Source organism: Dyella sp. (assembly GCF_035277725.1).
GTDB lineage: Bacteria > Pseudomonadota > Gammaproteobacteria > Xanthomonadales > Rhodanobacteraceae > Dyella_B.
The window spans coordinates 25,890-48,536 of record NZ_DATEJY010000264.1; the positions used below are offsets into that span (position 1 = coordinate 25,890).

Consider the following 22,647-nt stretch of genomic DNA (forward strand, 5'->3'; position numbering starts at 1 on the left):
ATGCCGACACGCACGCAACGCATCATGGCAAATCTCTTCGAGGGCTGGTTCCAGCTTCCCCGGCGGTTTCCGCCGGAATTGCTGGATGACATGACGGCCGCTATCGCCGATGGCGAACACACCCATCTGGGCGAAGTACGTTTCGCCATCGAATCGCGGCTGCCCCTTGCGGCGGTATGGTCCGGCCTCGATAGCGGCATGCGTGCGCGGCAAGTATTCGGCCAACTCGGCGTGTGGGATACCGAGCACAATTGCGGCGTGCTGATCTACGTGTTGATGTCGGAACATCGCATCGAGATCGTTGCCGATCGCGGTATTGCGCATCGGGTGAAACCCGAGGAATGGGGTGCGATTTGCGCGGAAATGCTCGAGCATTTCGCCGCTGGGCAATGGCGCGCGGGTGCCTTGCAGGGGATTACCCAGGTGCATGCGCTGTTGGCGCAGCATTTTCCAAGTCATGGCAGGCCGCGGCCGGATGAGTTGCCGGATCGGCCGGTGTTGCTTTGAAACCGTAGGTTGGGGTGCGAACCCCAACATCGCCATGCTTGCATGGATCGGAATGTTGGGGTTCGCACCCCAACCTACGGCGGTGATACGCAAGGCGATGAACCCTTGCCGGGTCCAACCTCGCCTTTGACACGGCCAGCCTGTGCGACGACCACTCGCAACACGCGCTGCGGATCGTCCTTCATGCAAAAGTAGAGGGAGGAGAAGGTGTTGACCGAACTCCCACCGGGATCGAACCAGATGTATTTCCGTCCGCCGCTGCTGACGATGACCAGGGCATCGTGATATTTCCGCCCGATATACCGCGGCGGTCCGAGCAGTCGACCGGCCTTCTCACGGTCGGCTCTGCCGATCAGCCACCCCTGGCTCCACGTATCGTCACCGCTGCAGGTCTGCGCATCACGACTAGGACAGAAGATCACCCGCGCCTGCTCGTTCACGGCCAGATTCCGCGCATGCTGCAAGGCTGCGATGTAATCGGATTGCGCCGCGCGCAATTCATGCCGCTCCAGCATCCGGTGAAAGCTGGGCACCGCCATCGCGGTAGCCACGGCCAATACCGCGAGCGTGATGATCTGCTCGGCCAATCCAAAGCCTTTTGCGTCTGCCCATGCCATGCAAGTGATGCTATGCCCTGTTTGGGCGATGCCAACCGACTCTGGGGAGGGACACGGTCGGCCTCTGCTGACAAACGCTGTCAGCACCCGCGTTTAAAATGCCCCGGAACGCCCGCACATAAGCCGCCATGACCGATCGCGACCGTTTCGAACTTGTTTCCCAGTACAAGCCCGCCGGCGACCAGCCCGAGGCCATCAAGCGCCTGGTTGAGGGCTTTGAGTCCGGCCTGGCTGGGCAGACGCTGCTGGGTGTTACCGGCTCCGGCAAGACCTTCACCATCGCCAACGTGGTGGCGCAGGTGCAGCGGCCTACCATTGTGCTGGCGCCGAATAAGACGCTGGCGGCGCAGCTCTACGGCGAATTCAAGGAATTCTTCCCGAACAACGCGGTGGAATACTTCGTCAGCTACTACGACTACTACCAGCCGGAAGCGTACGTGGTGGCGTCGGATACCTATATCGAGAAGGACGCTTCGATCAACGACCACATCGAGCAGATGCGCCTGGCCGCGACCAAGGCGCTACTGTCGCGCAAGGATTCGTTGATTGTCGCCACGGTCTCCGCCATTTACGGTTTGGGCGATCCGGAAGATTACTTGTCGCTGCGCCTGATCCTCGCGCGCGGTGAGCGCATCGACCAGCGCGCGCTGATCCGCCAGCTGACCGAGCTGCAATACACCCGCAACGAGATGGAATTGCGCCGCGGTACCTATCGCGTACGCGGCGAGGTCATTGACGTATTTCCAGCCGAATCGGAAACCGAGGCACTGCGCATCGAGCTATTCGATGGCGAAGTCGAAAATCTTTCCCTGTTCGATCCGCTCACCGGCGAAACCATCCGCAAGGTGCCGCGCTATACCGTCTATCCGCGTACCCACTACGCCAGCACGCGCGAAAGCGTGTTGAATGCGATCGAGACGATCAAGGTCGAGCTGAAGGAGCGCCTGGAACTGCTCTACAAGGAAAACCGCCTGGTGGAAGCGCAGCGCCTTGATCAGCGCACACGTTTCGACATCGAGATGATGGCCGAGGTGGGCTACTGCCAGGGCATCGAGAACTACTCGCGCCATCTCACCCGCCGCGCCCCGGGCGAGCCGCCGCCGACCTTGTTTGATTACCTGCCGCCAGATGCGCTGCTGGTGATCGACGAATCGCACGTCACTGTGCCGCAGCTCGGCGCCATGTACAAAGGTGACCGCTCGCGCAAGGAGACGCTGGTTGAGTTCGGTTTCCGCCTGCCATCGGCGATGGACAACCGTCCGCTGCGCTTCGAGGAATTCGAGCGCCGCGCGCCGCGCAGCATCTATGTTTCCGCCACCCCGCGCAAATACGAAATGGAAAAATCCGGCAACTCCGTGGTGGAGCTGGTGGTGCGTCCCACCGGCCTGATCGATCCGGAAGTCGAAGTGCGTCCGGTGCGCACCCAGGTCGACGATTTGCTGGGCGAGGCGAAAAAACGCATTGCGATGGGCGACCGCGTGCTGGTCACCACGCTGACCAAGCGCATGGCGGAAAACCTCACCGAATACCTCAGCGAGCACGACGTGAAAGTGCGCTATCTGCACTCGGATATCGAAACCGTGGAACGCGTGGAAATCATCCGCGACTTGCGGTTGGGCGAATTCGACGTGCTGGTCGGCATCAACCTGCTGCGCGAGGGCCTGGACATGCCGGAAGTCTCGTTGGTCGCCATTCTCGACGCCGACAAGGAAGGCTTTCTGCGCTCCACCGATTCGCTGATCCAGACCATCGGCCGCGCGGCGCGCAACGTGCGTGGCAAAGCCATCCTGTATGCGGATGAGGTCACCCGCTCGATGCGGGCGGCGATGGACGAAACCAGCCGCCGCCGCGAAAAACAGCAGGCCTGGAACGAGGCTCACGGCATCACGCCCAAATCGGTGGTGCGCCGGATTGCCGATATCATGGAAGGTGCCCGCAGCGAAGCCCCGGGCCGGGGCCGTGGCAAGTCGACGCGAGGCCGGGCGGCGACCGCGGTGGCCGAGGAAGCCGCCGATTACGCCAGCCTCAGTGCCGATCAGGCGTCCACCCTGATCAAGCGGTTGGAGGCCGATATGCGCAAACACGCCGAAAACCTGGAATTCGAGCAGGCGGCCCGCCTGCGTGACCGCATCCACCAGCTGCGCGAGCAGGCGACAAAGTAGGCGGAGCCTTTTCAGCCCCGCGACGTTCCCGTATACTGCGCGGCTCTCGGGCGGTTAGCTCAGCGGTAGAGCACTTCCTTGACATGGAAGGGGTCACAAGTTCGATCCTTGTACCGCCCACCAAATAAATCAGCGACTTAGCCTAAGTCCGGTGTTCCACGGAAAGGCGAGTACGGAAAAACTACGGAAACCGCCCTGTAAAAAGAGGCGGTTTTTTATTGCGCGTCCTCGTGTCGCCCGACTAAACCAAGCCAATTGATATCTCGACCGCTTTGCCGATAAAGCGGTATGGGGAACCTTACAGGCCCCCAAAATGGAGTGCCGGGGCACTTGACTTAGGGTGCCTTGACCCACAAATATTGTGGGTAATGAATAACGTCATCCCGCTTCATCCAGTGCTTCCAAGGACTCTATCGCGGGATGAGGCGAAAGCCCTGGTCCGTGAGGTTCTGGAGGATAGCGCGCGACTTATTTGGACTGGGCATGTGCAAGAGCGGATGGATGAGCGGCATGTGACGGACATGCAGGTGCTACAGGTACTTCGGCGTGGTCAGGTTACCCAGGATCCAGTATTTGGCGACGATAGGAATTGGGAAATCAGAATGGAAGCCGATACAGCTGGTGACCGTGTCCGTGTGGGCGCCGCTGTCGATGTGGACAAGATGGGTTTCATGGTTCTTGTGATTACTGTCGTGGTTTTGTGACTTAACTTGTTGGGAGATGAAAATGATCCGTTACCGGGGCGCTGGCCTCGATAACGTGTACCTGGTGAATGGGTACACGAAGCACACCCTAAAGTCGGGTGAAGAGGCTATCTCGATTCATAACCTTGAAGGTCTTCATAAGGCTATTGCCACTGAACTTGCTGGGCGAGTTGGCGATATGGACGGTGCTACGTTCCGCTTTTTGCGGAAGTACGCTGATATGGGGCAGCGTGCTTTCGGTGACCTTGTGGGGTCCAGTGAGAACACAGTCTCCAACTGGGAGCGTTCGGTTACCCCAGTGCCAGGTGGCTATGCAGAACTGCTGCGCGCGCTTGTTCGCGAACTCGTGTCAGGTAATGCAGCAATTGCGCAAGCGGTTGACCGCTACAATCATCTTGACCGCGAGCGTCGCAAGGTTGAACTCAATTTTAGCGAAGTGAATGGCGATTGGGCGTTAGCGGCCTAGTGGCATTATCTGACGTCAAGTGAAAACCCCGCTCCGGCGGGGTTTTTCATTGGCGGTGTAACAAATTGTTACACAGGCGATATCTGTTGATCTCGCGCTTTCCAGACGGGATCAGCCTGAGCGTCATGCTTGGCTTTGGGCTAAGTCATTCGCGCACGCACGCGCCTTTTAGGGGGTGACAGTTGTCGATCGTGTCTTTCAGCCTAGCCCGAAGCTCTTCCTCAAACTCGAGTCGACGGGAGCCGCCGGCATGAAGCGGCGCAGTTTGCTCAGCAAGGATGCCTGGCCGCTCGGTGTGTGGCGCATGCGCCATGCGCCTAGCGCCGCTTCGACAACGGTATCGGCGACGCCTTCAGGTTCCGGCGCACCTTTGACGCTTTTGACTATGGCGCGCGATGCGAGATCGCGCTCGCGGTCATAGTCACTGATTCTTGCGCTTGCCTGCGGTGCGTTGACGTCCAGGTTGGTGCGTGTGAAAGATGGCTCGACCAAGCTCACGCGCACGCCGAACTGGCGCACTTCGTGATCCAGCGTTTCGGAAAGCCCCTCTACCGCATGCTTGGATGCCGCATACAGCCCCATGTAGGGCGCCGGCAGGAAACCAAGTACCGAGCTGATGTTGACGATTCGTCCGCTGCGTTGCGCGCGCATCTGCGGCAACACTGCGCGGGCTGTGCGCAGGATGCCGAACACGTTCGCATCGAACAGCGACGCCGCCTCGGTGACGCTCGTTTCCTCCACTGCGCCAACCACGCTGGTGCCGGCGTTATTGACCAGCACGTCAATGCGCTTGGCGCGATCGATGATGGATTGAATGCCGGCTTTGACGGAAGCGTCGTCCCTCACGTCCATGTCGACGAACTCGACACCAGCCAATGGTATTGCCTTGGCAACGCTGCGCACGGTACCGAACACGCGGCAACCGCGCTTGGCGAATTTCGCCGCCGTGGCGCGTCCGATACCTGACGACACACCCGTAACAACGACAACTTTGGAATCAGACATGACGCGTTCCCTTCGATAGAGGTGAATGGGCAAGAGATGGATCAGTAGCTCGACGGATGTTTGCAGCGACAAATCAGGCGTGTCTTCGCGCGAAGTTTTTATCCCGCGACGACTTCCTCCAGCCTGCGCTGCGAAGGCTGCATCGGCGCATGTCGATCTTTGCGTCCGTGCGTTGCGTCCCCCGGCCTGATCTTGAACCAGATGGAATACATGGCCGGCAGGAACACCAAGGTCAAAATCGTTCCGGCAAAGGTGCCTCCGATCAGCGTGTAGGCGAGGGTTCCCCAGAACACCGAATGCGTTAGCGGAATGAAGGCGAGGATCGCCGCCAAGGCCGTAAGGATCACCGGCCGCGCACGTTGCACGGTGGCCTCGACCACCGCATGGAACGGATCCAGTCCTGCTTCCTGGTTGTGCTTGATCTGTCCGATCAGGATCAGCGTGTTGCGCATCAGGATGCCCGACAGTGCAATCAAACCGACCAGCGCATTGATGCCGAATGGTTGCCGGAACACGATCAAGGTGGGCACCACGCCGATCAAACCCAGCGGGCTGGTCAGGAACACCATCACCATGGCGGAGATGGAGCGCACCTGGAAGATGATGATCAGCAAAGTCGCTGCCAACATGATCGGGAACAGCGGCAACATGGCTGTCGTTGCCTTGGCCGATTCTTCGATGGAGCCAGCCTGCTCGATGCGATAGCCGCTGGGCAGCTTGGCGATGATCGGCTGCAGCTGCTTGGTGATCGCCGTCGATACGTCCGGCGGCTGCAGGTTGTCGGCAATATCGCCGCGCACCGTGATGGTCGGCACGCGATCGCGCCGGCGCATGATCGGCTCCTCCATGCGCACATCGACCTTGCCCACCTGCGACAGCGGAATGCGCTGCCCGTTGGCGCCAGCCAGCGTGAAGTCGCCGATCTTGGCCGGATCAAGCCGAACGTCGCCGGCCGAACGTGCCATTACCTGCACCGTGCGAATATCTTCACGCACGGTAGTAATCGGCACACCGCTCAGCAAAAACTGCAATTGCTGCGCCACCGCGCTGGAGGTGAGCCCCACGGCCTGCAATCGATCCTGCTGCAAGGTGAAGTGCAAGGTGGGCGTGCGCGTGCCCCAGTCATTGTTGACCGTGCGCATCATCGGGCTGGCAGTCATCACCTGCTGCACTTGCGCCGCGATCTTGCGCAACTCGTCCGGATCGGGACCGGCGATGCGGTAAGCAACCGGGAACGGCGAATACGGGCCGAAGACAAGTTGCGTGACACGTACGCGCGCTTCGGAGGCGAGACCATCGGCCGCGGCCTGACGCAAGCGTTGCTTCAGTGCATCGCGCTCTTCCTCGTTGTCGGTGCGGATCACGATCTTGGCAAAGGATGGATCAGGCAGCTCCGGTCCCATGGCCAGATAAAAACGCGGTGCGCCTTGGCCGATGTAGGCGGTGACGATCTTGGCTTCTTTCTGTTTGGCGAGCCACGCTTCCACCTTCGCCGAGGCGGCGCTGGTCTGATCGATCGAGGTGCCATAGGGCATCTGCACTTCGACCAGCACTTCGGGACGGTCGGAGATGGGAAAGAACTGCTTCTTCACCACCGCCATGCCGAGGATGGCGAGCACAAACAGACCCACGACGGAACCGGCCACCAGCCATTTGCGTGCAATGACGCGGCCAAGCAGTTGACGGAAACGGTTGTAGCGCGGCGTGTCGTAGATCGCGTCGTGGCCGCCTTCGATCTTTTTGAAATCGGGCAACATCTTCACGCCCAGGTACGGCGTAAACACCACCGCCACCACCCACGATGCCACCAGCGCAATGCCGACGATCCAGAACATGTTGCTGGTGTATTCGCCGGCGGTGGATCGCGCGAAACCATTGGGCATGAAGCCGACAGCTGTGACCAGCGTGCCCGCCAGCATGGGCGCGGCGGTGTGGCTCCACGCATAAGCAGAAGCGGCCATGCGGCTGTAGCCCTCTTCCATCTTCACCACCATCATTTCGATGGCGATGATGGCGTCGTCCACCAAGAGGCCCAATGCCAGAATCAGCGAACCCAAGGTGATGCGATCGAAATTCTTGCCGGTGGCGGCCATCACCACGAACACCACCGCCAGCGTCAACGGCACGGCTGCGGCCACCACCAGGCCCACGCGCCAGCCCATGCTGACGAAGCACACCACCATCACCACCAGCAGCGCGACGAAAAACTTCAGCATGAATTCGTCGACCGCCGAGCTGATGTTGACGGCCTGATCGGTGACCTTGGTCAAGCTCATGCCCAACGGCAGTTCGGCGTTGATCGCGCCGACCTCATGATCCAGCGCCTTGCCCAGATCCAGTCCGTTCCAGCCATCGCGCATGACGATGCCGAGCAACAACGCCGGTTCGCCATTGTTGCGAATCATGAAGGTGGCCGGATCTTCATAGCCGCGCTTGACCGTGGCGATGTCCGACAGCTTCAGCGTGCGGCCGTGCGCCACCACCGGCGTGTCCCGAATCTTCTGCAGCGAATCGAAAGCGCCGTCCAGGCGGATGAATACCTCCGGGCCCTTCGTCTGCACGGAGCCGGCCGGCGTCAGCGCGTTCTGGCTGTTGAGCGCGGCGAATACATCCTGCGGGCTCACGCCCAGCGTGGCGAGGCGGTCATGCGAGAACTCGACATAAATCCGCTCCGACTGCTCGCCGATGATGTTGACCTTCTTCACGCCCGGCACATGCAACAAGCGTTGGCGCAGCGTCTCCGCATCGCGCACCAGCAAGCGCTGCGGTTCGCCCCTGGCCTTGAGTGCGAACAGCGCAAAGGTGACATCCGCATATTCGTCGTTGACCAGCGGCCCGATCACGCCGGGCGGAAGATTGTTGATTTCGTCCCCGGTTTTCTTTCGCGCCTGATAAAACTCTTCCTGTACTTCCGACGGCGGCGTGCTGTCGAGCAAAGTCAATGTGGTGAAGGCCAAGCCGGGCCGTGTGTAGGTTTCGGTGCGGTCGTACCAGCGCAATTCCTGCATGCGCTTTTCGATCTTTTCGGCGACCTGGTCCTGCATTTCCTGCGCGGTGGCACCGGGCCACGCGGTGATGATGGTCATCACTTTGACCGTGAAGGCAGGATCTTCCGCACGGCCCAGCTTGAAGAATGAAACAAGCCCTGCCAACGAGATCAGAAAGATCAGGAACAAGGTGATGGAGCGCTCGCGCACTGCGAGCGCAGAGAGATTGAAACGACCTTCGCTCACGGGCTGACTCCTTCGCGTGCCATCGCGACGTCTTGGCTTGCCACGCGCACCTGCTCACCGTCGTGCAGCAGATGCGCGCCAAGCGCCACGACTCGATCGCCTTGCTTGAGTTGGCCGGTGACGCGTGCACTGTCGTCATCCACGTGCTGGACAACGACTGGCTGCCAGAACACCTTGGCCGGTTCGCCGTGGATGACCCACACGCCAGATCCCTTGCCCGCGTCGAACAACGCGCCCATCGGCACCTGCAAGCCACCTTGCACATAGCCGCGTCCATCGGGAAGCTGGATCGTGACCGTGCTGCCTAACGGAGCGTTGGCCAACGCTCCGCCCAGCACATACCGCGCTTCAAACGTGCGGGTCAGTGGATCGGCCGCATCCGAGAGCTGTCGCAACGTGGCCGGCACGCTCACGCCTTCCTTGCCGAACAGCGCCGCTTGCGCGATGGAACCGATCGCGGGGCGCAGCGTTTCCGGCAGCTGCACCACCGCCTCGCGCGGCCCGGCGTGCGCCAGACGCACCACCGTCTGTCCCGCGCTGACGACCTGGCCCGGTTCGGCCAGCGTTTCCATCACCACGCCATCGCCATCGGCCACCAGCTCCGCATAGCCGCTGGCGTTGTTGGCCACATTGGCATCGGCTTCGGCGGCGCTCAATTGCGCCTTGGCGGCATCGGCCGCGGCCTTGATCTGGTCATACGTGGAGGCGGAGATCGCGCCGGTACCGCGCAAGTCGCGGTAGCGGGCCTCATCGTCCGCGGTCTGCTTGGCCCGTGCGCGTGCGGCGATAACTGCCTCTTGCCGCGCCTGTGCAGCGAGCTTCAGGTCGACCGGATCGATGCGCATCAGTGGCTGGCCGCGCTTGACGGTCTGCCCCGCATCCACCAGCCGTTGCAGCACCTTGCCGGAAACACGAAAGCCAAGATCGCTCTGCACTCGGGCAGCGACGATGCCGGTAAACGAACGTGTGGCGGGCGTCGCGCCCTGGACCACGGCGGCGCGCACCAGCGGTGCCTCGGTGCGCGGATCGGTGGGCGCCTTTCCGCCGCAAGCGACGAGTGCAAAAGGGAGTGCCAAGACGACGGCGGAGGTAGCAAGACGAAGCCGGAACATGAGAAGCCCCACGGGCGAAGTGACCTGGGCTTCATTCTGCTATCTAGTGACTAAATTAGTCAATAGTCACTATTCGATTCCCGCATCAGGGCGACAGGCTGCGCAACACCAGGCTGGACAGTTGCCCTGGGGCCTCCTCGGTGTAGTCGAAGCTGTGCTGCAGCAGCAGCGGATTGAAGTAGGGACGCATCACCAGGTAGATCGCCGCGGCGGTCTCGTCCAGCGGTGTCTTGCGTTCGAAATCCCCGCTCTGCCGGCCCTCCTGCAGGATCTCCTTGAGCAATGCTTGCACGCGCTCCTCGTAGGCCACCACCGCCGACCAGCGTTCCGTCGCCGCCGATGCGGCGATCTCGTAAAGCTTGCGGTCGCGGAACAGCAGTCGCAGGGTGGCTTCGGTGAACCCCTTGAACATTCGCCGGAGCTTTTCCGGCGGCAGATCGGCTTCCGCCATGGTGGCCTTCACTTCGGTTTCGATCTCTTGCAGGCAGTTGGCGCAGATCATTTCGCCGATGGCCTGCTTGGACTCGAAGAACTTGTAAATGTAGGCCTTGGAAAACCCGATCGCCTTGGCCAGATCGGAAACGGTGGTTTTCTCGTAGCCATACCGGCTGAAGTGCTCGGTGGCGGCGACGACGATTTGATCCCGCACCTCGTGGTCGACCGGGCCACGGGCGGACTGGGGAGTGGTGGCTGCTTTTCTCATGGATGGGAGCTTACCCCGCGTTCGAAGAATGGACAACTTGTGACTATTTGGTAATATGGTCACAACTATCAGCGGGAGCGAATCCATGTCGCCCAAACACATCCTTGTCGCGCTGTTCGCTACCGGCCTCCTCGCGGGCTGCGCGGTCGGCCCCGATTACGTCCGGCCCGACATCGCCATGCCAGAACATTTCCAGGGCCAAGCCGAGATCGATCAGCGGCACGCGACAGCCAACGCCGACCTCGCCACATGGTGGACAGGCTTCGGCGATCCGACATTGACCAAATACGTAACACTTGCGTTGGAACAGAACCTGGATCTTGCGCAGGCATCCGCGCGCGTTGCCCAGGCACGTGCAGGCTTGGGCGCCGCGAATGCGGCGTTGTTGCCTTCCGGCAACATCAGTGGTCAGGCGGCCAGGGTCTATCAATCGGTCCAATCGCCACTGGGCCAAGTCTTGAATGCGACACCCGGGTTCGACCGCTACGGCAATGACTACGAGGTCGACTTCAATGCCAGCTGGGAATTGGACGTGTTCGGGGGCTTGCGTCGCGGACGGCAAGCGGCATTGGCGGATTACCAGGCATCCGAAGCGGGCGCCGTCGCCACGCGCTTGGCGGTGGCGGCGCAAACCGCCGACGTCTACATCACTATTCGCGGACTGCAAGCGCGGCTGAACGTGGCGCGCAAGCAGGTACGCACGCAGCAGGATCTGCTCGCCACCATCAAACTTCTTTACAGCAAAGGACTAGCGGCCGAACTTCAAGTACGGCAGGCCGAAGGGGCGCTTGCGCAGGTGCAGGCATCCGTCCCGGTGCTTGAAGCAGGCTTGGACGCCGCCATGAATGCATTGGACGTGATGCTGGGCGCGCAACCCGGCACGCATCGTGCGGAGCTGATGGAAGCGGGTGATATTCCGGTCGCCCCGCAAATCGCCACTACTGAAACGCCAGGCGAACTGCTCAGGCGTCGGCCCGACCTGATCGTGGCCGAGCGTCGTCTCGCCGCATCGAACGCGCGCATCGGTGTCGCCATTGCCGAGTACTACCCCAAACTCTCGTTGAGTGGATTGATCGGCGGTGCGACCTCGGTGGCGGGCGGGAATCTGTTCACCGGCGGTGCCAATCAAGCGGCCGGCGTGTTGGGCTTGCGCTGGCGACTGTTCGATTTCGGTCGCATCAATGCGCAAATTCAGCAAGCCAAGGGACAGCAAGCCGAGATGTTGGCTGCGTATCGGCTTGCAGCGCTCCACGCAACCGAAGATGTCGAGAACGCCTTCTCGGCACTGGTCAAGCGCGAAGAAGAAGCGGCCGTGCTCACCCAGGGTGTGGATTCGTTTAGCCGCGCACGAGAAGCCTCGTTTGCGGCCTATCAAAAAGGTGTTGTCAGTCTGATCGAAGTCTTGCAGGCCGATGAAAACCTGCTGCGTGCTTCCGATGAACGTGTGCAAGCGCAAACGGAGTCGGCACGCGCTGCAGTTGCTGCATTCAAAGCACTGGGCGGTGGGTGGCAAGCTGACGGAACCCAGGCGGTAGCCATCAAGTAGCAGCATGTCACGCATACGCTGGAGCCGAGCGGAAGGTGCTTGCGCTAACCATGATGACGCTCGTTGATGGCGTGCTGTACCTCAACATGAGCATGTCCAATGACATCCTTGATGAGGCGCTTCGCGCTGCGCTTGGCATGCTTTTCAAATCGACGTTCTTGGACAACGACGACACGGTCATGACTGCCCCTCGGTCTAAGCAAGACAGGCCCGCCAGGAAATCTGACGTTCAAGTCACTGTCCTGCCTGGAAATTCTTGAGAGGTAGCCCCGCTTTGTCTTGGGCCATTTGCTGGCCAATGGCGTTGCGTGGGCCTAGGCGCGGCGTGTTTCCGGGCCAGGCTCGGTAGAACGCGTCTGTAGTACTAATCTGACAACCTGTCGGGCTTCTTCCTGATTTTTTGCGGCTTTCTTCCAGTGCACTCTGTCCTCGCCGGTTGGCCATTCCTCTGCGAGACCGGTGGTTAGCAACTTTCAGTTTCATCGCCCCCTAGGATGAAGTTTCTGGCCCCCGAAAGGGGGCCTTTCTATGTGGGGATTGGCTGGGCAGCGTAGGAATCGTGACACGAGCCGCCCAAACAGTGTTGATGAGGCACGCGATGAGTTCGCGGTGATCAATGAAGATCGCGAACTGCGTGCACCAGCCGGCCAACTGGCTGCCTTCGCCTATTGGAAAGTCGCTGGATATCGCGCGTTGAAGGATGTGAAAGGCGAAAATCCGCCCGCTTCGTTCTCATGAACATCATGTGAAAACGCCTCATTGAGGCTTACGCCAGCGTAGCGGCTGATGGCGTTTTTTAGTATCAGTCCTATGTCTTCGGCACACGAAGATTCCTATGATCCCTACATCCGATAAAGGAATAGCCTTACACGACGACGCCAACGCAGCGATGGCGAGATAGGGAGAAGAAGGCCGGCGATTTGAACGGCCAGTCAGTGGGAGTCATCACGTGAGGACACGACCATGCGTATCGCCATTCTCGAAGACACCGTGAAGCAGGCTTATACCGTCGCCAACTGGTTGACCCGGGCGGGTTATGAATGCGTGATTCGCCACGACGGCGACAGTTTCGTGAGCATGCTCGAGCATGAGCCCGCCGACATGCTGCTGCTGGATTGGGATGTGCCCGGCAAGTGCGGCATCGACGTGCTGAAGTGGGCGCGCGCCATGCGTGAGCACAGCGGCGTGCCCATCATCATGCTGACCCAGCATGACGACGAAAGCAGCATCGTGCAGGGCCTGGATGCCGGTGTTGACGACTACGTGGTGAAGCCGGCCCGTGAGCAGGAACTGGTTGCCCGTATCCGCGCGCAAGTACGCAAGTACTACCCGGAAAACATGCGCGAGAAAAAGATCAAGGTTGGCCGCTATACGCTGGATGCCGATGCACGCAGCGTCGTGGTGGATGGCGTGGACGGCCAGAAAGTCGTGAACTTGCCGGAGCGTGAATTCGAGCTTGCGATGCACTTTTTCCGCAATGTCGGCTGCGTGGTGACTAAAGGTGAACTCAGCGAAAAGATCTGGGGCCAGAGCGATGTCAAATACGATGCGACCCTGGCCACTTATGTCAGCAAGCTGCGCAACGCCCTGCAGTTGCGTTCCAAGAACGGCATGCTGATTTCCACCGTGTACAACCATGGCTATCGCCTGGAAGAACTGCTGCAGCCGGGACGCCGCCAGGCGACCGCTCCCGGCTTGCGCGCTTCTGCACAGCGAGACGCAGCGAGACATTAGGTAGGGTCGTCGCACTCGTTGCAGCCTGCGATTGCCATTCCAGCCTTCACCTAAGCCTCGCTTTATAGAGAGAAGGCAAAGCCGCACCGCCCAACAGGGAGCGCCAGATGTTGTCGAGCGATGCCAGCATGCGACGCGTTTCCCGCACCACGTGGGCGCGGATCTTTTTCATGGGGTTGCTGCTACTGATGGCCGCTTTCAGCTGGCATCCGATGGGGGCGTCGATGTCGGGCGCCTTCGACAAGATCTGGTTCGATACGGCGTCCCGGTTGTTTGTCCATCCCAGTTCCGGTCAGGTCGCCGTCGTGCTGATCGATGACAAAGGCTTGAGCGAGTACGGCTCGGAAGGTGTGGCCGCGCGTACCGGTGGGTTGATACAACGCCTCGATCAGGCCGCAAGCATCGTCCTCGACTATTCCCTTGCCAACGATGTGCAGGCCGATGCACTGGCGGCCAGCATGGCACAGAGTGGCCGTGTCGTATTGCCGACGGCAGGCGGCCAAAAGGCGGACACGTTACCGACAGTGCTTGCAGTTGCTGCCGCTGGACGCGGACAGCGGCATGTCACCGTAGGGCATTACGGTGTGGTAACCGGCTTTGTGCCTTATTGGCCGGCCGAACAAGGTGGCTATCCGAACATCGTGCTCGAAGCCATTCGTGTTGCCGGCGCCGAGCACGTGCATGAGCAATCGCGTGCACATCAACGTTCCTATGCCCTATCGCTGGCATCGTCGCGGACCGATGCGGTGCTGGTGATGCCAGGGAGGCCGCACCAGTTGCCGTCATATTCCCTAGCGGATGTGCTCGATGGCCGCGTACCCGCAGACGCATTCGACGACCGTATCGTCTTTGTCGGTGAAGCGCTGGGCGAAGACGCCGGCTTCCAGATTTCTTCGCTCAATATGGACGCCGTATCACGCCCGCAACTGGATGCGCGGATAACGGATGCCGTGCTTAGCGGCAACATGGCCAGCGAGCTGCCCGGCACGGTGGCCATACCGATCTATCTGGTGATTGCCCTGGGCATGGTGCTGATCTGCGCATGGATTCCCGGGCGTTGGGTGCATGCCGCTGCCTTGGGCTGGTTTGCACTGATGTTTTTGTTGCCGATGCTGCTGCTGGCGACATGCCATCGTTGGATTGGCTTGGGGCTGCTGCCGCTGGCGTGCGTTTTCATCTACACGCATTTTGCGTGGGAGCGTTTGCGACGAACGCAAAACCTCTTGAAACGGGAAGTGGGCAAGCTGCGTGCGATCGCCTCGGCAGTAAACGTGGTCCAAGCCACGACGCCCGTGCCGGCATCGTCCGGCCGTCGCAGTGATCCGTTGCGCGACGTGCGGCTGGCGCTGCGCGAAATCCGTAGCCTGCAAAGCACCTTCGTCAGCATGATCAATCAGTTGCCGCATCCGGTATTCGTGGTAACCCATCGCAAGATATCGGTATGGAACGCCAAGGCGGTAGAGATGTTGGCGGAACCTGCCGCTCGCGATGCCGGCGTGTCGCTGGACGACGTGCAGCAACTCGTAAACCAGCATTGCCAAGGCGATGAAAGCGACAGCGTGGAGGTGCGGTTTGGCGGGCGCGAACACATGTTGTTCCATGTACCTTACGCCAGCGTCGGCACGTCCCTGCACCCGCGCATGGAGGAAGAGCAGGCATCGTCCCTGGTCTGCCTTATCGATATCACCGACATCAAGCAAGGCATCACGCACGACAAGCAGGCTTTGCGCCATATCGCTCACGACTTGCGCAGCCCGATCTCCACCATTCTGTCGTTGATCGAGGAGCGCGCTGAAGGGCGGCATCGCGATGTGCCGCATGATCGCGCCTTCCTGGAAGATTTGCGCCGGCAAGCCGACTATTCGCTACGCGTCGCCAAGGATTTTTTGCAGCTCTCGCGCGCCGAGCAGATTCAGCGTGAGAGCTTTGCGCCGGTGACCTTGCTGGATATCGCTACCGAAGCGATGGATCAGCTATGGCCGGCAGCGCAGAACAAAGCGATCGAGTTGATAGGTCCGGAGTGCGATGTAGAGGACACATTGATCATGGGCAACCCGGACATGCTGATCCGAACCTTGGTCAACGTCATCGACAACGCACTCAAATACTCGCCGCCACATACCGCTGTTACCGTGCGTCTGGTGGACGAAGGCGAGGATGGCCTGGTGCTGCATATTGTCGATCAGGGCATGGGTATCGCCGAGAGCGACGTGCCGCATCTGTTCGAACCCTTCTTCCAGGTTGGGGGTGGCAGGCGCAACGGGGACATGGGCGTCGGGCTGGGGCTGCCGTTCGTGAAAGCCGTGATCGAGCGGCATGGTGGTTCCATCATGGTTGCCAGTCAGCTGGGGCAGGGCACTGATTTCCGGATCGTATTGCCGCGTGCGTAGACCGCCATGTTCATGTTGCTGCGCCTATTCGCCGCAACCGCTGACGTCAACATGCAATCCACGTAACATGCCGCACGTCATCTTCACCGCGCGGAGCCGCCATGACCTATCTATGGATCAAAAGCCTGCATGTCGTGTTCGTGATGGCCTGGATCGCGGCGGTGTTTTATTTGCCGAGGATCCTGGTGAATATCGCTGAGGCGGGGGATGAGCCAGCGGTAAAAGCACGCTTGTGCCTGATGGGGCGTCGGCTGTATCGCTTCGGCCACAATCTGTTTGGCATCGCCTTTCTGTTCGGCTTGGCCTTGTGGCAAGGCTGGCGTGTGTTTCCGCAGGCATTGCCGAACGTGGTGGGGCCGTTGCATTGGATCGACGCGAAACTCACGCTGGTGGTTTTGCTGCTCGTGTATTTCGTCTGGACGGGGCGTTTGCTCAAGCGTAGCGAGCAGGGAGGGGCATTGCCTTCCGCGCGTACCTTGCGGCTGTTGAACGAGCTGCCGATCCTGCTGTTGCTGGGTGTGGTGTTTTTTGTGATTGCCAAGCCGTTCTGACAACGCACCCCACGGCTTGCGTAGGTTGGGGTAAGCAGCACGCGAAGCCCAACATCCGGAATGCATGTAGATAGCGATGTTGGGGTTCGCACCCCAACCTAGGTTTCGTGCACACGTCACGCGGCAATCTGGTGATATTCGCGATACCACTTCACGAACTTCGCCACGCCTTCCTCAATCGATGTGTTCGGCGCATAACCCACATCACGCCGCAGCGCCGATACGTCTGCCCAAGTGTCGGGCACATCACCCGGTTGCATCGGCAACAGGCGCTTTTCCACGGTGCGCCCCAGATTCCGTTCCATCAGCTCAATGAAGTGCATCAGCTGCACGGGCTGGTCGTTGCCGATGTTGTACAGGCGATACGGTGCGCTGGACGTCCCAGGGTTCGGTTGTGTGGCGTCGTAAGTAAGATCGGGCTGGGCAATGTGATCGAGCGTGCGGATCACGCCTTCGACGATGTCATCGACGTAAGTAAAGTCACGGCTATGGTTGCCGTGGTTGAACACATCGATCGGCTCGCCGCGCACGATGCGGTCGGCAAACAGGATGGGCGACATGTCCGGACGGCCCCATGGACCATAGACGGTAAAGAAGCGCAGCCCGGTGGTGGGCAGGTCATACAGATGGCTATAGGTATGCGCCATCAATTCGTTGGCTTTCTTGCTGGCGGCGTACAGGCTGACCGGATGATCGACGGCGTCTTCGACTGCGAACGGCAATTTGCGGTTGGCGCCATAGACCGAGCTGGACGATGCGTAGACCAGGTGCTCCACCTTATGGTGGCGGCAGGCTTCCAGAATATTGACGAAGCCGACCAGATTGCTCTGCGCATACGCGTGCGGATTTTTCAGCGAATAACGCACGCCGGCCTGAGCCGCGAGGTTGACCACGCGCTGGGGCTGGAAATCGTGGAAGATGCGATTCACTGCCGCGGCATCGGCCAGGTCGCCGCGCAGATGTGCGTAATGCGAATGCGTGGCGAAGCGAGCCAGGCGGGCCTCTTTCAGCGCCGGGTCGTAATAGTCGTTGTGATTATCGATGCCATGAACCTGATCGCCCCGGGCCAGAAGACGTTCCGTGAGGGCAGCGCCAATAAAGCCGGCCGAGCCGGTGACGAGTACACGCATCGCAAGGTCCTTGAGGTGAGTTGCCCATTGTATAGCTGGCAGGTCGTCGCGGAATTGACACGGCCGCTGCGCTAAACTAGCGTTCGGTTCCCAACTTTTCGAGACAAGGTGGCCCGCGCCCAGGCGCCGGTCGAGTGTGCGACATGGCAACTACGAGCTTCCATCGCTGATTTCCGCCACGCCTGTCTTTTCATGCAAAGGGCGCGTGCGGCGCCCTTTTTGTTTTTCGAGATATCGCCCCATGATCGAAATCACGCTACCCGACGGCAGCAAACGCCCCTTTGACCATTCCGTCACGGTGCAGGACGTGGCCGCCTCCATTGGCGCCGGCCTGGCCAAGGCCACCCTGGCCGGCAAGGTGGATGGCAAGCTGGTCGATGCCAGCTTCACGATCGACCATAACGCCAGTTTGGAAATCGTCACCGAGAAAAGCCCGGAAGCGTTGGAGATTCTTCGCCACTCCACCGCGCATCTGCTGGCCCAGGCCGTGCAGCGTCTGTTCCCCGGCGCGCAGGTCACGATCGGCCCGGTGATCGTCAACGGCTTCTATTACGACTTCGCCTACGAGCGCCCCTTTACGCCCGACGATCTGGTGAAGATCGAAGCGGAGATGGAAAAGATCGTGAAGGAGCAGCTGCCTGTTACGCGCAGCGTGAAGTCGCGCGATGACGCCGTCGCGTTTTTTCGCGGCATTGGCGAGGCCTACAAGGCCGAGATCATCGAGAGCATTCCATCCAATGAAGAACTTTCGCTCTACACGCAAGGCGAGTTCACCGACTTGTGCCGCGGTCCGCACGTGCCCAACACAGGCAAGCTGCGCGCCTTCAAGCTGATGAAGGTGGCCGGCGCGTATTGGCGCGGCGATTCCAACAACGCCATGCTGACGCGCGTGTACGGCACGGCATGGTTGAGCGACAAGGATCTGAAGGCCTACCTGCATCAGCTGGAAGAAGCCGAGAAGCGTGACCACCGCAAGATCGGCAAGGCGCTGGACCTGTTCCATCAGCAGGAAGAAGCGCCCGGCATGGTGTTCTGGCATCCCAACGGCTGGGCCATTTGGCAGACGGTGGAGCAATACGTGCGCGGCGTGTACCGCAAGAGCGGCTACCAGGAAGTGCGCGGCCCGCAGATCATGGACGTGAGCCTGTGGAAAAAATCCGGCCACTGGGACAACTACCAGGAAAACATGTTCTTCACGGAGTCGGAAAAGCGGACCTACGCGCTCAAGCCGATGAATTGCCCCGGCCACGTGCAGATCTACAACACCTCGCTGCATAGCTACCGCGACCTGCCGGTCCGCTATGGCGAATTCGGCGGCTGCCACCGCAACGAACCGTCGGGTGCCCTGCACGGCATCATGCGCGTGCGCGCGTTTACGCAGGATGATGGTCACATCTTCTGCACAGAAGACCAGATTGAATCGGAAGTGACCGCGTTCCACCAGCAGGCCATGAAGGTGTACGCCGATTTCGGCTTCGAGGACATCGCCTTGAAGATTGCCATGCGGCCGGACAAGCGTCTGGGCAGCGACGAGGTGTGGGATCGTGCCGAGAACGCCTTGCGCGCCGCGCTCAACGCCGCCGGTGTGCAATGGGAAGAGCTGCCGGGCGAGGGCGCGTTCTACGGCCCGAAGATCGAGTACCACATGAAAGATTCGATCGGCCGCGCCTGGCAGGTCGGCACCATGCAGGTGGACTTCATGATGCCCGAGCGCCTGGGCGCCGAGTATGTGGACGAGCACAGCCAGCGCCGGCATCCGGTGATGCTGCATCGGGCCATCGTCGGCTCCATGGAGCGCTTCATCGGCATCCTGATCGAGCATCACGCCGGCAATCTGCCCGCGTGGCTGGCGCCGGTGCAGGCGCAGGTCTTCAGCATCACGGATGCCCAATCCGGCTACGTCCGCGAAGTGGCGCAAACCCTTGTCGATAAAGGTTTCCGGGTGCATGCCGATTTGCGCAACGAAAAGGTCGGCTATAAAATCCGCGAACATACGTTGCAGAAAGTGCCCTACCTGCTTGTGGTCGGCGATCGCGAAAAGGAATCGGGCACTGTTTCTGTGCGTACGCGCTCCGGCGAAGACCTCGGCAGCATGCCGCTGGCCAACTTCATCGAACGCCTGGAGGCCGAGACGCGGCGCTGATCAAGCCGCCCGGCCAATGTAAAACACCTTCTGGAGGATAGTGGTATCGCCACCACAGAAACTAAGGGCAACCGCCGCAACCATGAGATCCGCGTACCGCGCGTACGTGTGATCGGACCGGATTCCGAACAGCTCGGCATCCTCACCCGCGACGAGGCGCTGCGCGCCGCCGAGGAAGCAGGGCTCGACCTGGTCGAGATCCAGCCCAACGGCGATCCGCCGGTCTGCCGCATCATGGATTACGGCAAGTTCAAGTTCGAAGCCCAGAAGAAAGCCCAGGCCGCCAAGAAGAAGCAGAAGCAGGTCGAGATCAAGGAAGTGAAGTTCCGTCCGGTCACGGACGTGGGCGACTACCAGATCAAGCTGCGCAACATGCTTCGCTTCCTGGAAGAGGGCGACAAGGTCAAAGTGACCATTCGCTTCCGTGGCCGCGAAATGTCTCACCAGGATCTCGGCCAGGAACTCGCCAAACGCATCCAAGAGGATGTGGGCGAGAACGGTGTGGTCGAATCCTTCCCGCGCCTGGAAGGCCGGCAGATGGTGATGATGATCGGGCCCAAAAAGAAATAAGCGAGCGTAGGTTGGGGTGCGAACCCCAACATCATTGTCCTGATCGACTGGGGAGGTTGGGGCTCTCACCCCAACCCATGCGGTTTCGGCAAAAAACGGCCAACTCAGGCTGGTTTTGGCCCCCCGCTTCCCGTACAATCGCCGGTTCGCGACCCGCAAGGAAGGGTCGTGCACCGATCCTGGCAGGACGGAAAGTGCAGACTCCAGGGGCTGCCGCCAGATCAGTCAGAAACCGGGGCCAGTCCCCATCAAGGAGCATCCCATGCCCAAGATCAAGACCAACCGTGCGGCGGCGAAGCGTTTTCGCAAGACCGCGTCCGGTAAGTTCAAGGCCGGTCACGCCTTCAAGTCACACATCCTGACCAAGAAGTCGACCAAGCGTAAGCGCAACCTGCGCGCCACCAACCACGTCAAGGCATGCGACACCAAGGGTGTAGCACGCATGTTGCCGTATCTCTGAGACGGGAGGACTGAACCATGGCTCGTGTTAAGCGTGGCGTTACCGCCCGTCGTCGTCACAAGAAGATCATTGGCCGCGCGAAGGGCTACTACAACGCCCGTCGCAAGGTCTTCCGCGTTGCCAACCAGGCCGTCATCAAGGCCGGTCAATACGCCTATATCGGCCGCAAGCAGAAGAAGCGCCAGTTCCGCGCCCTGTGGATCGTGCGTATCAATGCAGCCGCCCGTCAGTTCGGTTTGTCCTACAGCCGCCTGATCAACGGTCTGGCGAAGGCCGGTATCACCGTTGACCGCAAGGTGCTGGCAGACATCGCCGTGCACGACATCAAGGCTTTTGGGGCCATCGCAGAAAAAGCGAAGGCCAGTCTGGCCGCTTGATCGTCGAACACTGACGAAATGATGTGAATCAAGCGGGGAGAAGGCCTCAAGCCTTCTCCCCGTTTTTTGTTTTGAGCTTTGCTGAAGGACACAGGTATCCACCCACTTCGGTGATCTCCCCTTGTGCCGTCATCCCCCCGCTTTCGCAGGAATGACGGCGAGCAAGATGGAGTTTCAGGAAGGGGAGGGGGGCGAAATCAACATGAACCAAGCCGAGACCGCATCGATGGAAGACCTCGACACCCGCGCCACCCAGGCGCTGGCGGAAATCGACAAGACCGACACGCTCGATGGGCTCGATGCGCTGCGCGTGAGCCTCCTGGGCAAAAGCGGCATCGTCACTGCCGCACTGAAGGCGTTGGGCACCCTGTCGCCGGAAGAGCGCAAGGCGCGCGGCGCCGAAGTGAATCGCCTGAAAGAGCGCCTCAACGATGCGCTGACTGCGCGCAAGCAGATGCTGGAACAAGCCGAGCTCGACCACCGGCTCGCTTCCGAAAAGCTCGACATCAGCATGCCTGGCCGCAACGGCGAACGTGGCGGCATTCACCCCATCACGCGCGCACTTGAGCGCATCGCCGCGATCTTCGCGCGCCTGGGTTACCAGCGCGCCGACGGCCCTGAGATCGAAGACGACTGGCACAACTTCGAAGCGCTGAACTTCCCGCCGCACCATCCGGCGCGCGCGATGCACGACACCTTCTACTTTGGCGATGGCCGCCTGCTGCGCACGCACACCTCGCCAGTGCAGATTCGCTCGATGATAGGCCGGCAGCCGCCGATCCGCGTGATCGCACCCGGCAAGGTGTATCGCAGCGATTCCGATCAAACGCACTCGCCGATGTTCCACCAGATCGAAGGCCTGCTGGTGGACGAAACCTCCAGCTTCGCCGATCTGAAAGGCACGCTGGCCGAATTCATCCGTGCCTTCTTCGAACGCGATTTCGAAATGCGCTTCCGCCCGAGCTATTTTCCCTTCACCGAGCCTTCGGCCGAAGTAGACATTCGCTGGGATGCCGAAGACGGCAGCACCCGCTGGCTGGAAGTGCTCGGCTGCGGCATGGTGCATCCGAACGTGCTGAAGAACTGCGGCATCGATCCAGAGCGCTACACCGGCTTTGCCTTCGGCCTGGGTGTGGAACGCTTCGCCATGTTGCGCTACGGCGTTTCCGATCTGCGCGCGTTCTTCGAGAACGATCTGCGCTTCCTCAAACAATTCGCCTGAGGCCGGTATCGTCAA

General features: G+C 60.6%; 22 protein-coding genes and 1 tRNA gene. 16 read left to right on the forward strand and 7 right to left on the reverse strand.

From position 1 onward, the window contains the following. Positions 1-507: a TPM domain-containing protein gene (locus tag VJR68_RS21165; protein WP_324150837.1), complete on the forward strand. Its 507-nt coding sequence runs from the start codon at positions 1-3 to the stop codon at positions 505-507. A 74-nt stretch (positions 508-581) separates the two neighbouring features. On the opposite strand, the gene VJR68_RS21170 is transcribed toward VJR68_RS21165, so the two are convergent. Beyond that, on the reverse strand, positions 582-1,124 hold the full coding sequence (locus tag VJR68_RS21170) for a GspH/FimT family pseudopilin (RefSeq protein ID WP_324150838.1): 543 nt from the start codon (positions 1,122-1,124) through the stop codon (positions 582-584). Between the two features lie 128 nt (positions 1,125-1,252). On the opposite strand from VJR68_RS21170, the gene uvrB reads away from it, so the two are divergent. From uvrB to VJR68_RS21190, 4 genes are all read left to right on the forward strand, one after another. Then, the gene (gene uvrB, locus VJR68_RS21175) at positions 1,253-3,286 is read left to right on the forward strand and encodes an excinuclease ABC subunit UvrB (protein WP_324150839.1); all 2,034 of its coding nucleotides are present in this window, start codon (positions 1,253-1,255) and stop codon (positions 3,284-3,286) included. Between the two features lie 48 nt (positions 3,287-3,334). Then, positions 3,335-3,409 (forward strand) — tRNA-Val (locus VJR68_RS21180). Between the two features lie 245 nt (positions 3,410-3,654). Continuing rightward, a complete protein-coding gene (locus VJR68_RS21185) occupies positions 3,655-3,990 on the forward strand; it encodes a DUF4258 domain-containing protein (protein ID WP_324150840.1) in 336 nt (111 codons plus the stop codon). 22 nt (positions 3,991-4,012) lie between these two features. Continuing rightward, positions 4,013-4,456, forward strand: a complete 444-nt coding sequence (locus VJR68_RS21190; protein WP_324150841.1) for a hypothetical protein — start codon at positions 4,013-4,015, stop codon at positions 4,454-4,456. A gap of 198 nt (positions 4,457-4,654) precedes the next feature. On the opposite strand, the gene VJR68_RS21195 is transcribed toward VJR68_RS21190, so the two are convergent. From VJR68_RS21195 to VJR68_RS21210, 4 genes are all read right to left on the reverse strand, one after another. Then, positions 4,655-5,461: an oxidoreductase gene (locus VJR68_RS21195; RefSeq protein WP_324150842.1), complete on the reverse strand. Its 807-nt coding sequence runs from the start codon at positions 5,459-5,461 to the stop codon at positions 4,655-4,657. 98 nt (positions 5,462-5,559) lie between these two features. Next, entirely contained in the window at positions 5,560-8,694 is a 3,135-nt protein-coding gene (locus tag VJR68_RS21200; RefSeq protein ID WP_324150843.1) for an efflux RND transporter permease subunit, read from the reverse strand. Next, positions 8,691-9,806: an efflux RND transporter periplasmic adaptor subunit gene (locus VJR68_RS21205; RefSeq protein ID WP_324150844.1), complete on the reverse strand. Its 1,116-nt coding sequence runs from the start codon at positions 9,804-9,806 to the stop codon at positions 8,691-8,693. The genes VJR68_RS21200 and VJR68_RS21205 overlap by 4 nt, the downstream gene beginning before the upstream one ends. Before the next feature lie 85 nt (positions 9,807-9,891). Next, positions 9,892-10,509, reverse strand: a complete 618-nt coding sequence (locus tag VJR68_RS21210; protein WP_324150845.1) for a TetR/AcrR family transcriptional regulator — start codon at positions 10,507-10,509, stop codon at positions 9,892-9,894. Positions 10,510-10,594: 85 nt separating this feature from the next. Between VJR68_RS21210 and VJR68_RS21215 the strand changes: the two genes are divergently transcribed. The 4 genes from VJR68_RS21215 (at position 10,595) to VJR68_RS21230 (ending at position 13,789) form a co-directional block, all read left to right on the forward strand. Continuing rightward, entirely contained in the window at positions 10,595-12,055 is a 1,461-nt protein-coding gene (locus VJR68_RS21215; RefSeq protein WP_324150846.1) for a TolC family protein, read from the forward strand. Between the two features lie 50 nt (positions 12,056-12,105). Then, positions 12,106-12,315, forward strand: coding sequence for a hypothetical protein (locus VJR68_RS21220; protein ID WP_324150848.1), 210 nt, complete (start codon positions 12,106-12,108; stop codon positions 12,313-12,315). Between the two features lie 349 nt (positions 12,316-12,664). Further along, entirely contained in the window at positions 12,665-12,793 is a 129-nt protein-coding gene (locus tag VJR68_RS21225) for a hypothetical protein (RefSeq protein ID WP_324150850.1), read from the forward strand. A gap of 225 nt (positions 12,794-13,018) precedes the next feature. After that, the gene (locus VJR68_RS21230) at positions 13,019-13,789 is read left to right on the forward strand and encodes a response regulator transcription factor (RefSeq protein WP_324150851.1); all 771 of its coding nucleotides are present in this window, start codon (positions 13,019-13,021) and stop codon (positions 13,787-13,789) included. A gap of 46 nt (positions 13,790-13,835) precedes the next feature. Here VJR68_RS21230 and VJR68_RS21235 read toward each other — a convergent pair whose 3' ends face one another. Further along, the gene (locus VJR68_RS21235; RefSeq protein WP_324150852.1) at positions 13,836-13,961 is read right to left on the reverse strand and encodes a hypothetical protein; all 126 of its coding nucleotides are present in this window, start codon (positions 13,959-13,961) and stop codon (positions 13,836-13,838) included. Here VJR68_RS21235 and VJR68_RS21240 point away from each other — a divergent pair. Both VJR68_RS21240 and VJR68_RS21245 read left to right on the forward strand, forming a co-directional pair. Then, the gene (locus VJR68_RS21240; RefSeq protein WP_324150853.1) at positions 13,960-16,179 is read left to right on the forward strand and encodes an ATP-binding protein; all 2,220 of its coding nucleotides are present in this window, start codon (positions 13,960-13,962) and stop codon (positions 16,177-16,179) included. The two genes, VJR68_RS21235 and VJR68_RS21240, sit on opposite strands and share 2 nt — an antisense overlap. Before the next feature lie 101 nt (positions 16,180-16,280). Then, positions 16,281-16,730: a CopD family protein gene (locus VJR68_RS21245; RefSeq protein ID WP_324150854.1), complete on the forward strand. Its 450-nt coding sequence runs from the start codon at positions 16,281-16,283 to the stop codon at positions 16,728-16,730. A 116-nt stretch (positions 16,731-16,846) separates the two neighbouring features. Here the strand turns inward: VJR68_RS21245 and VJR68_RS21250 are convergent, their stop codons facing one another. Continuing rightward, a complete protein-coding gene (locus VJR68_RS21250) occupies positions 16,847-17,860 on the reverse strand; it encodes an NAD-dependent epimerase (protein WP_324150855.1) in 1,014 nt (337 codons plus the stop codon). 241 nt (positions 17,861-18,101) lie between these two features. Here VJR68_RS21250 and thrS point away from each other — a divergent pair, with 241 nt between their 5' ends. From thrS to pheS, 5 genes are all read left to right on the forward strand, one after another. Then, the gene (thrS, locus tag VJR68_RS21255; RefSeq protein WP_324150856.1) at positions 18,102-20,003 is read left to right on the forward strand and encodes a threonine--tRNA ligase; all 1,902 of its coding nucleotides are present in this window, start codon (positions 18,102-18,104) and stop codon (positions 20,001-20,003) included. 45 nt (positions 20,004-20,048) lie between these two features. After that, positions 20,049-20,573 (forward strand): translation initiation factor IF-3, encoded by a 525-nt coding sequence (infC, locus tag VJR68_RS21260; RefSeq protein ID WP_284358162.1) that lies wholly within the window; start codon positions 20,049-20,051, stop codon positions 20,571-20,573. Positions 20,574-20,835: 262 nt separating this feature from the next. Continuing rightward, complete coding sequence (gene rpmI, locus VJR68_RS21265; RefSeq protein WP_019467379.1) at positions 20,836-21,033, forward strand: 50S ribosomal protein L35; 198 nt, start codon at positions 20,836-20,838, stop codon at positions 21,031-21,033. A gap of 17 nt (positions 21,034-21,050) precedes the next feature. Then, on the forward strand, positions 21,051-21,410 hold the full coding sequence (gene rplT, locus VJR68_RS21270; RefSeq protein ID WP_128898432.1) for a 50S ribosomal protein L20: 360 nt from the start codon (positions 21,051-21,053) through the stop codon (positions 21,408-21,410). Positions 21,411-21,636: 226 nt separating this feature from the next. Further along, entirely contained in the window at positions 21,637-22,632 is a 996-nt protein-coding gene (gene pheS / locus VJR68_RS21275) for a phenylalanine--tRNA ligase subunit alpha (RefSeq protein ID WP_324150875.1), read from the forward strand. The last annotated feature ends 15 nt before the right edge of the window (positions 22,633-22,647 follow it).

What these genes read in the sequence shown, in the direction of transcription:
- VJR68_RS21205 (WP_324150844.1), bottom strand. Translation starts at nt 9,806, where the DNA reads ATGTTCCGGCTTCGTCTTGCTACCTCCGCCGTCGTCTTGGCACTCCCT.
- VJR68_RS21220 (WP_324150848.1), top strand. Translation starts at nt 12,106, where the DNA reads ATGATGACGCTCGTTGATGGCGTGCTGTACCTCAACATGAGCATGTCC.
- VJR68_RS21245 (WP_324150854.1), top strand. Translation starts at nt 16,281, where the DNA reads ATGACCTATCTATGGATCAAAAGCCTGCATGTCGTGTTCGTGATGGCC.
- VJR68_RS21165 (WP_324150837.1), top strand. Translation starts at nt 1, where the DNA reads ATGCCGACACGCACGCAACGCATCATGGCAAATCTCTTCGAGGGCTGG.
- VJR68_RS21210 (WP_324150845.1), bottom strand. Translation starts at nt 10,509, where the DNA reads ATGAGAAAAGCAGCCACCACTCCCCAGTCCGCCCGTGGCCCGGTCGAC.
- rpmI (WP_019467379.1), top strand. Translation starts at nt 20,836, where the DNA reads ATGCCCAAGATCAAGACCAACCGTGCGGCGGCGAAGCGTTTTCGCAAG.
- VJR68_RS21190 (WP_324150841.1), top strand. Translation starts at nt 4,013, where the DNA reads ATGATCCGTTACCGGGGCGCTGGCCTCGATAACGTGTACCTGGTGAAT.
- VJR68_RS21235 (WP_324150852.1), bottom strand. Translation starts at nt 13,961, where the DNA reads ATGAAAAAGATCCGCGCCCACGTGGTGCGGGAAACGCGTCGCATGCTG.
- VJR68_RS21185 (WP_324150840.1), top strand. Translation starts at nt 3,655, where the DNA reads ATGAATAACGTCATCCCGCTTCATCCAGTGCTTCCAAGGACTCTATCG.
- rplT (WP_128898432.1), top strand. Translation starts at nt 21,051, where the DNA reads ATGGCTCGTGTTAAGCGTGGCGTTACCGCCCGTCGTCGTCACAAGAAG.
- VJR68_RS21250 (WP_324150855.1), bottom strand. Translation starts at nt 17,860, where the DNA reads ATGCGTGTACTCGTCACCGGCTCGGCCGGCTTTATTGGCGCTGCCCTC.
- VJR68_RS21170 (WP_324150838.1), bottom strand. Translation starts at nt 1,124, where the DNA reads ATGGCATGGGCAGACGCAAAAGGCTTTGGATTGGCCGAGCAGATCATC.
- pheS (WP_324150875.1), top strand. Translation starts at nt 21,637, where the DNA reads ATGGAAGACCTCGACACCCGCGCCACCCAGGCGCTGGCGGAAATCGAC.
- VJR68_RS21230 (WP_324150851.1), top strand. Translation starts at nt 13,019, where the DNA reads ATGCGTATCGCCATTCTCGAAGACACCGTGAAGCAGGCTTATACCGTC.
- VJR68_RS21195 (WP_324150842.1), bottom strand. Translation starts at nt 5,461, where the DNA reads ATGTCTGATTCCAAAGTTGTCGTTGTTACGGGTGTGTCGTCAGGTATC.
- uvrB (WP_324150839.1), top strand. Translation starts at nt 1,253, where the DNA reads ATGACCGATCGCGACCGTTTCGAACTTGTTTCCCAGTACAAGCCCGCC.
- VJR68_RS21240 (WP_324150853.1), top strand. Translation starts at nt 13,960, where the DNA reads ATGGGGTTGCTGCTACTGATGGCCGCTTTCAGCTGGCATCCGATGGGG.
- VJR68_RS21215 (WP_324150846.1), top strand. Translation starts at nt 10,595, where the DNA reads ATGTCGCCCAAACACATCCTTGTCGCGCTGTTCGCTACCGGCCTCCTC.
- thrS (WP_324150856.1), top strand. Translation starts at nt 18,102, where the DNA reads ATGATCGAAATCACGCTACCCGACGGCAGCAAACGCCCCTTTGACCAT.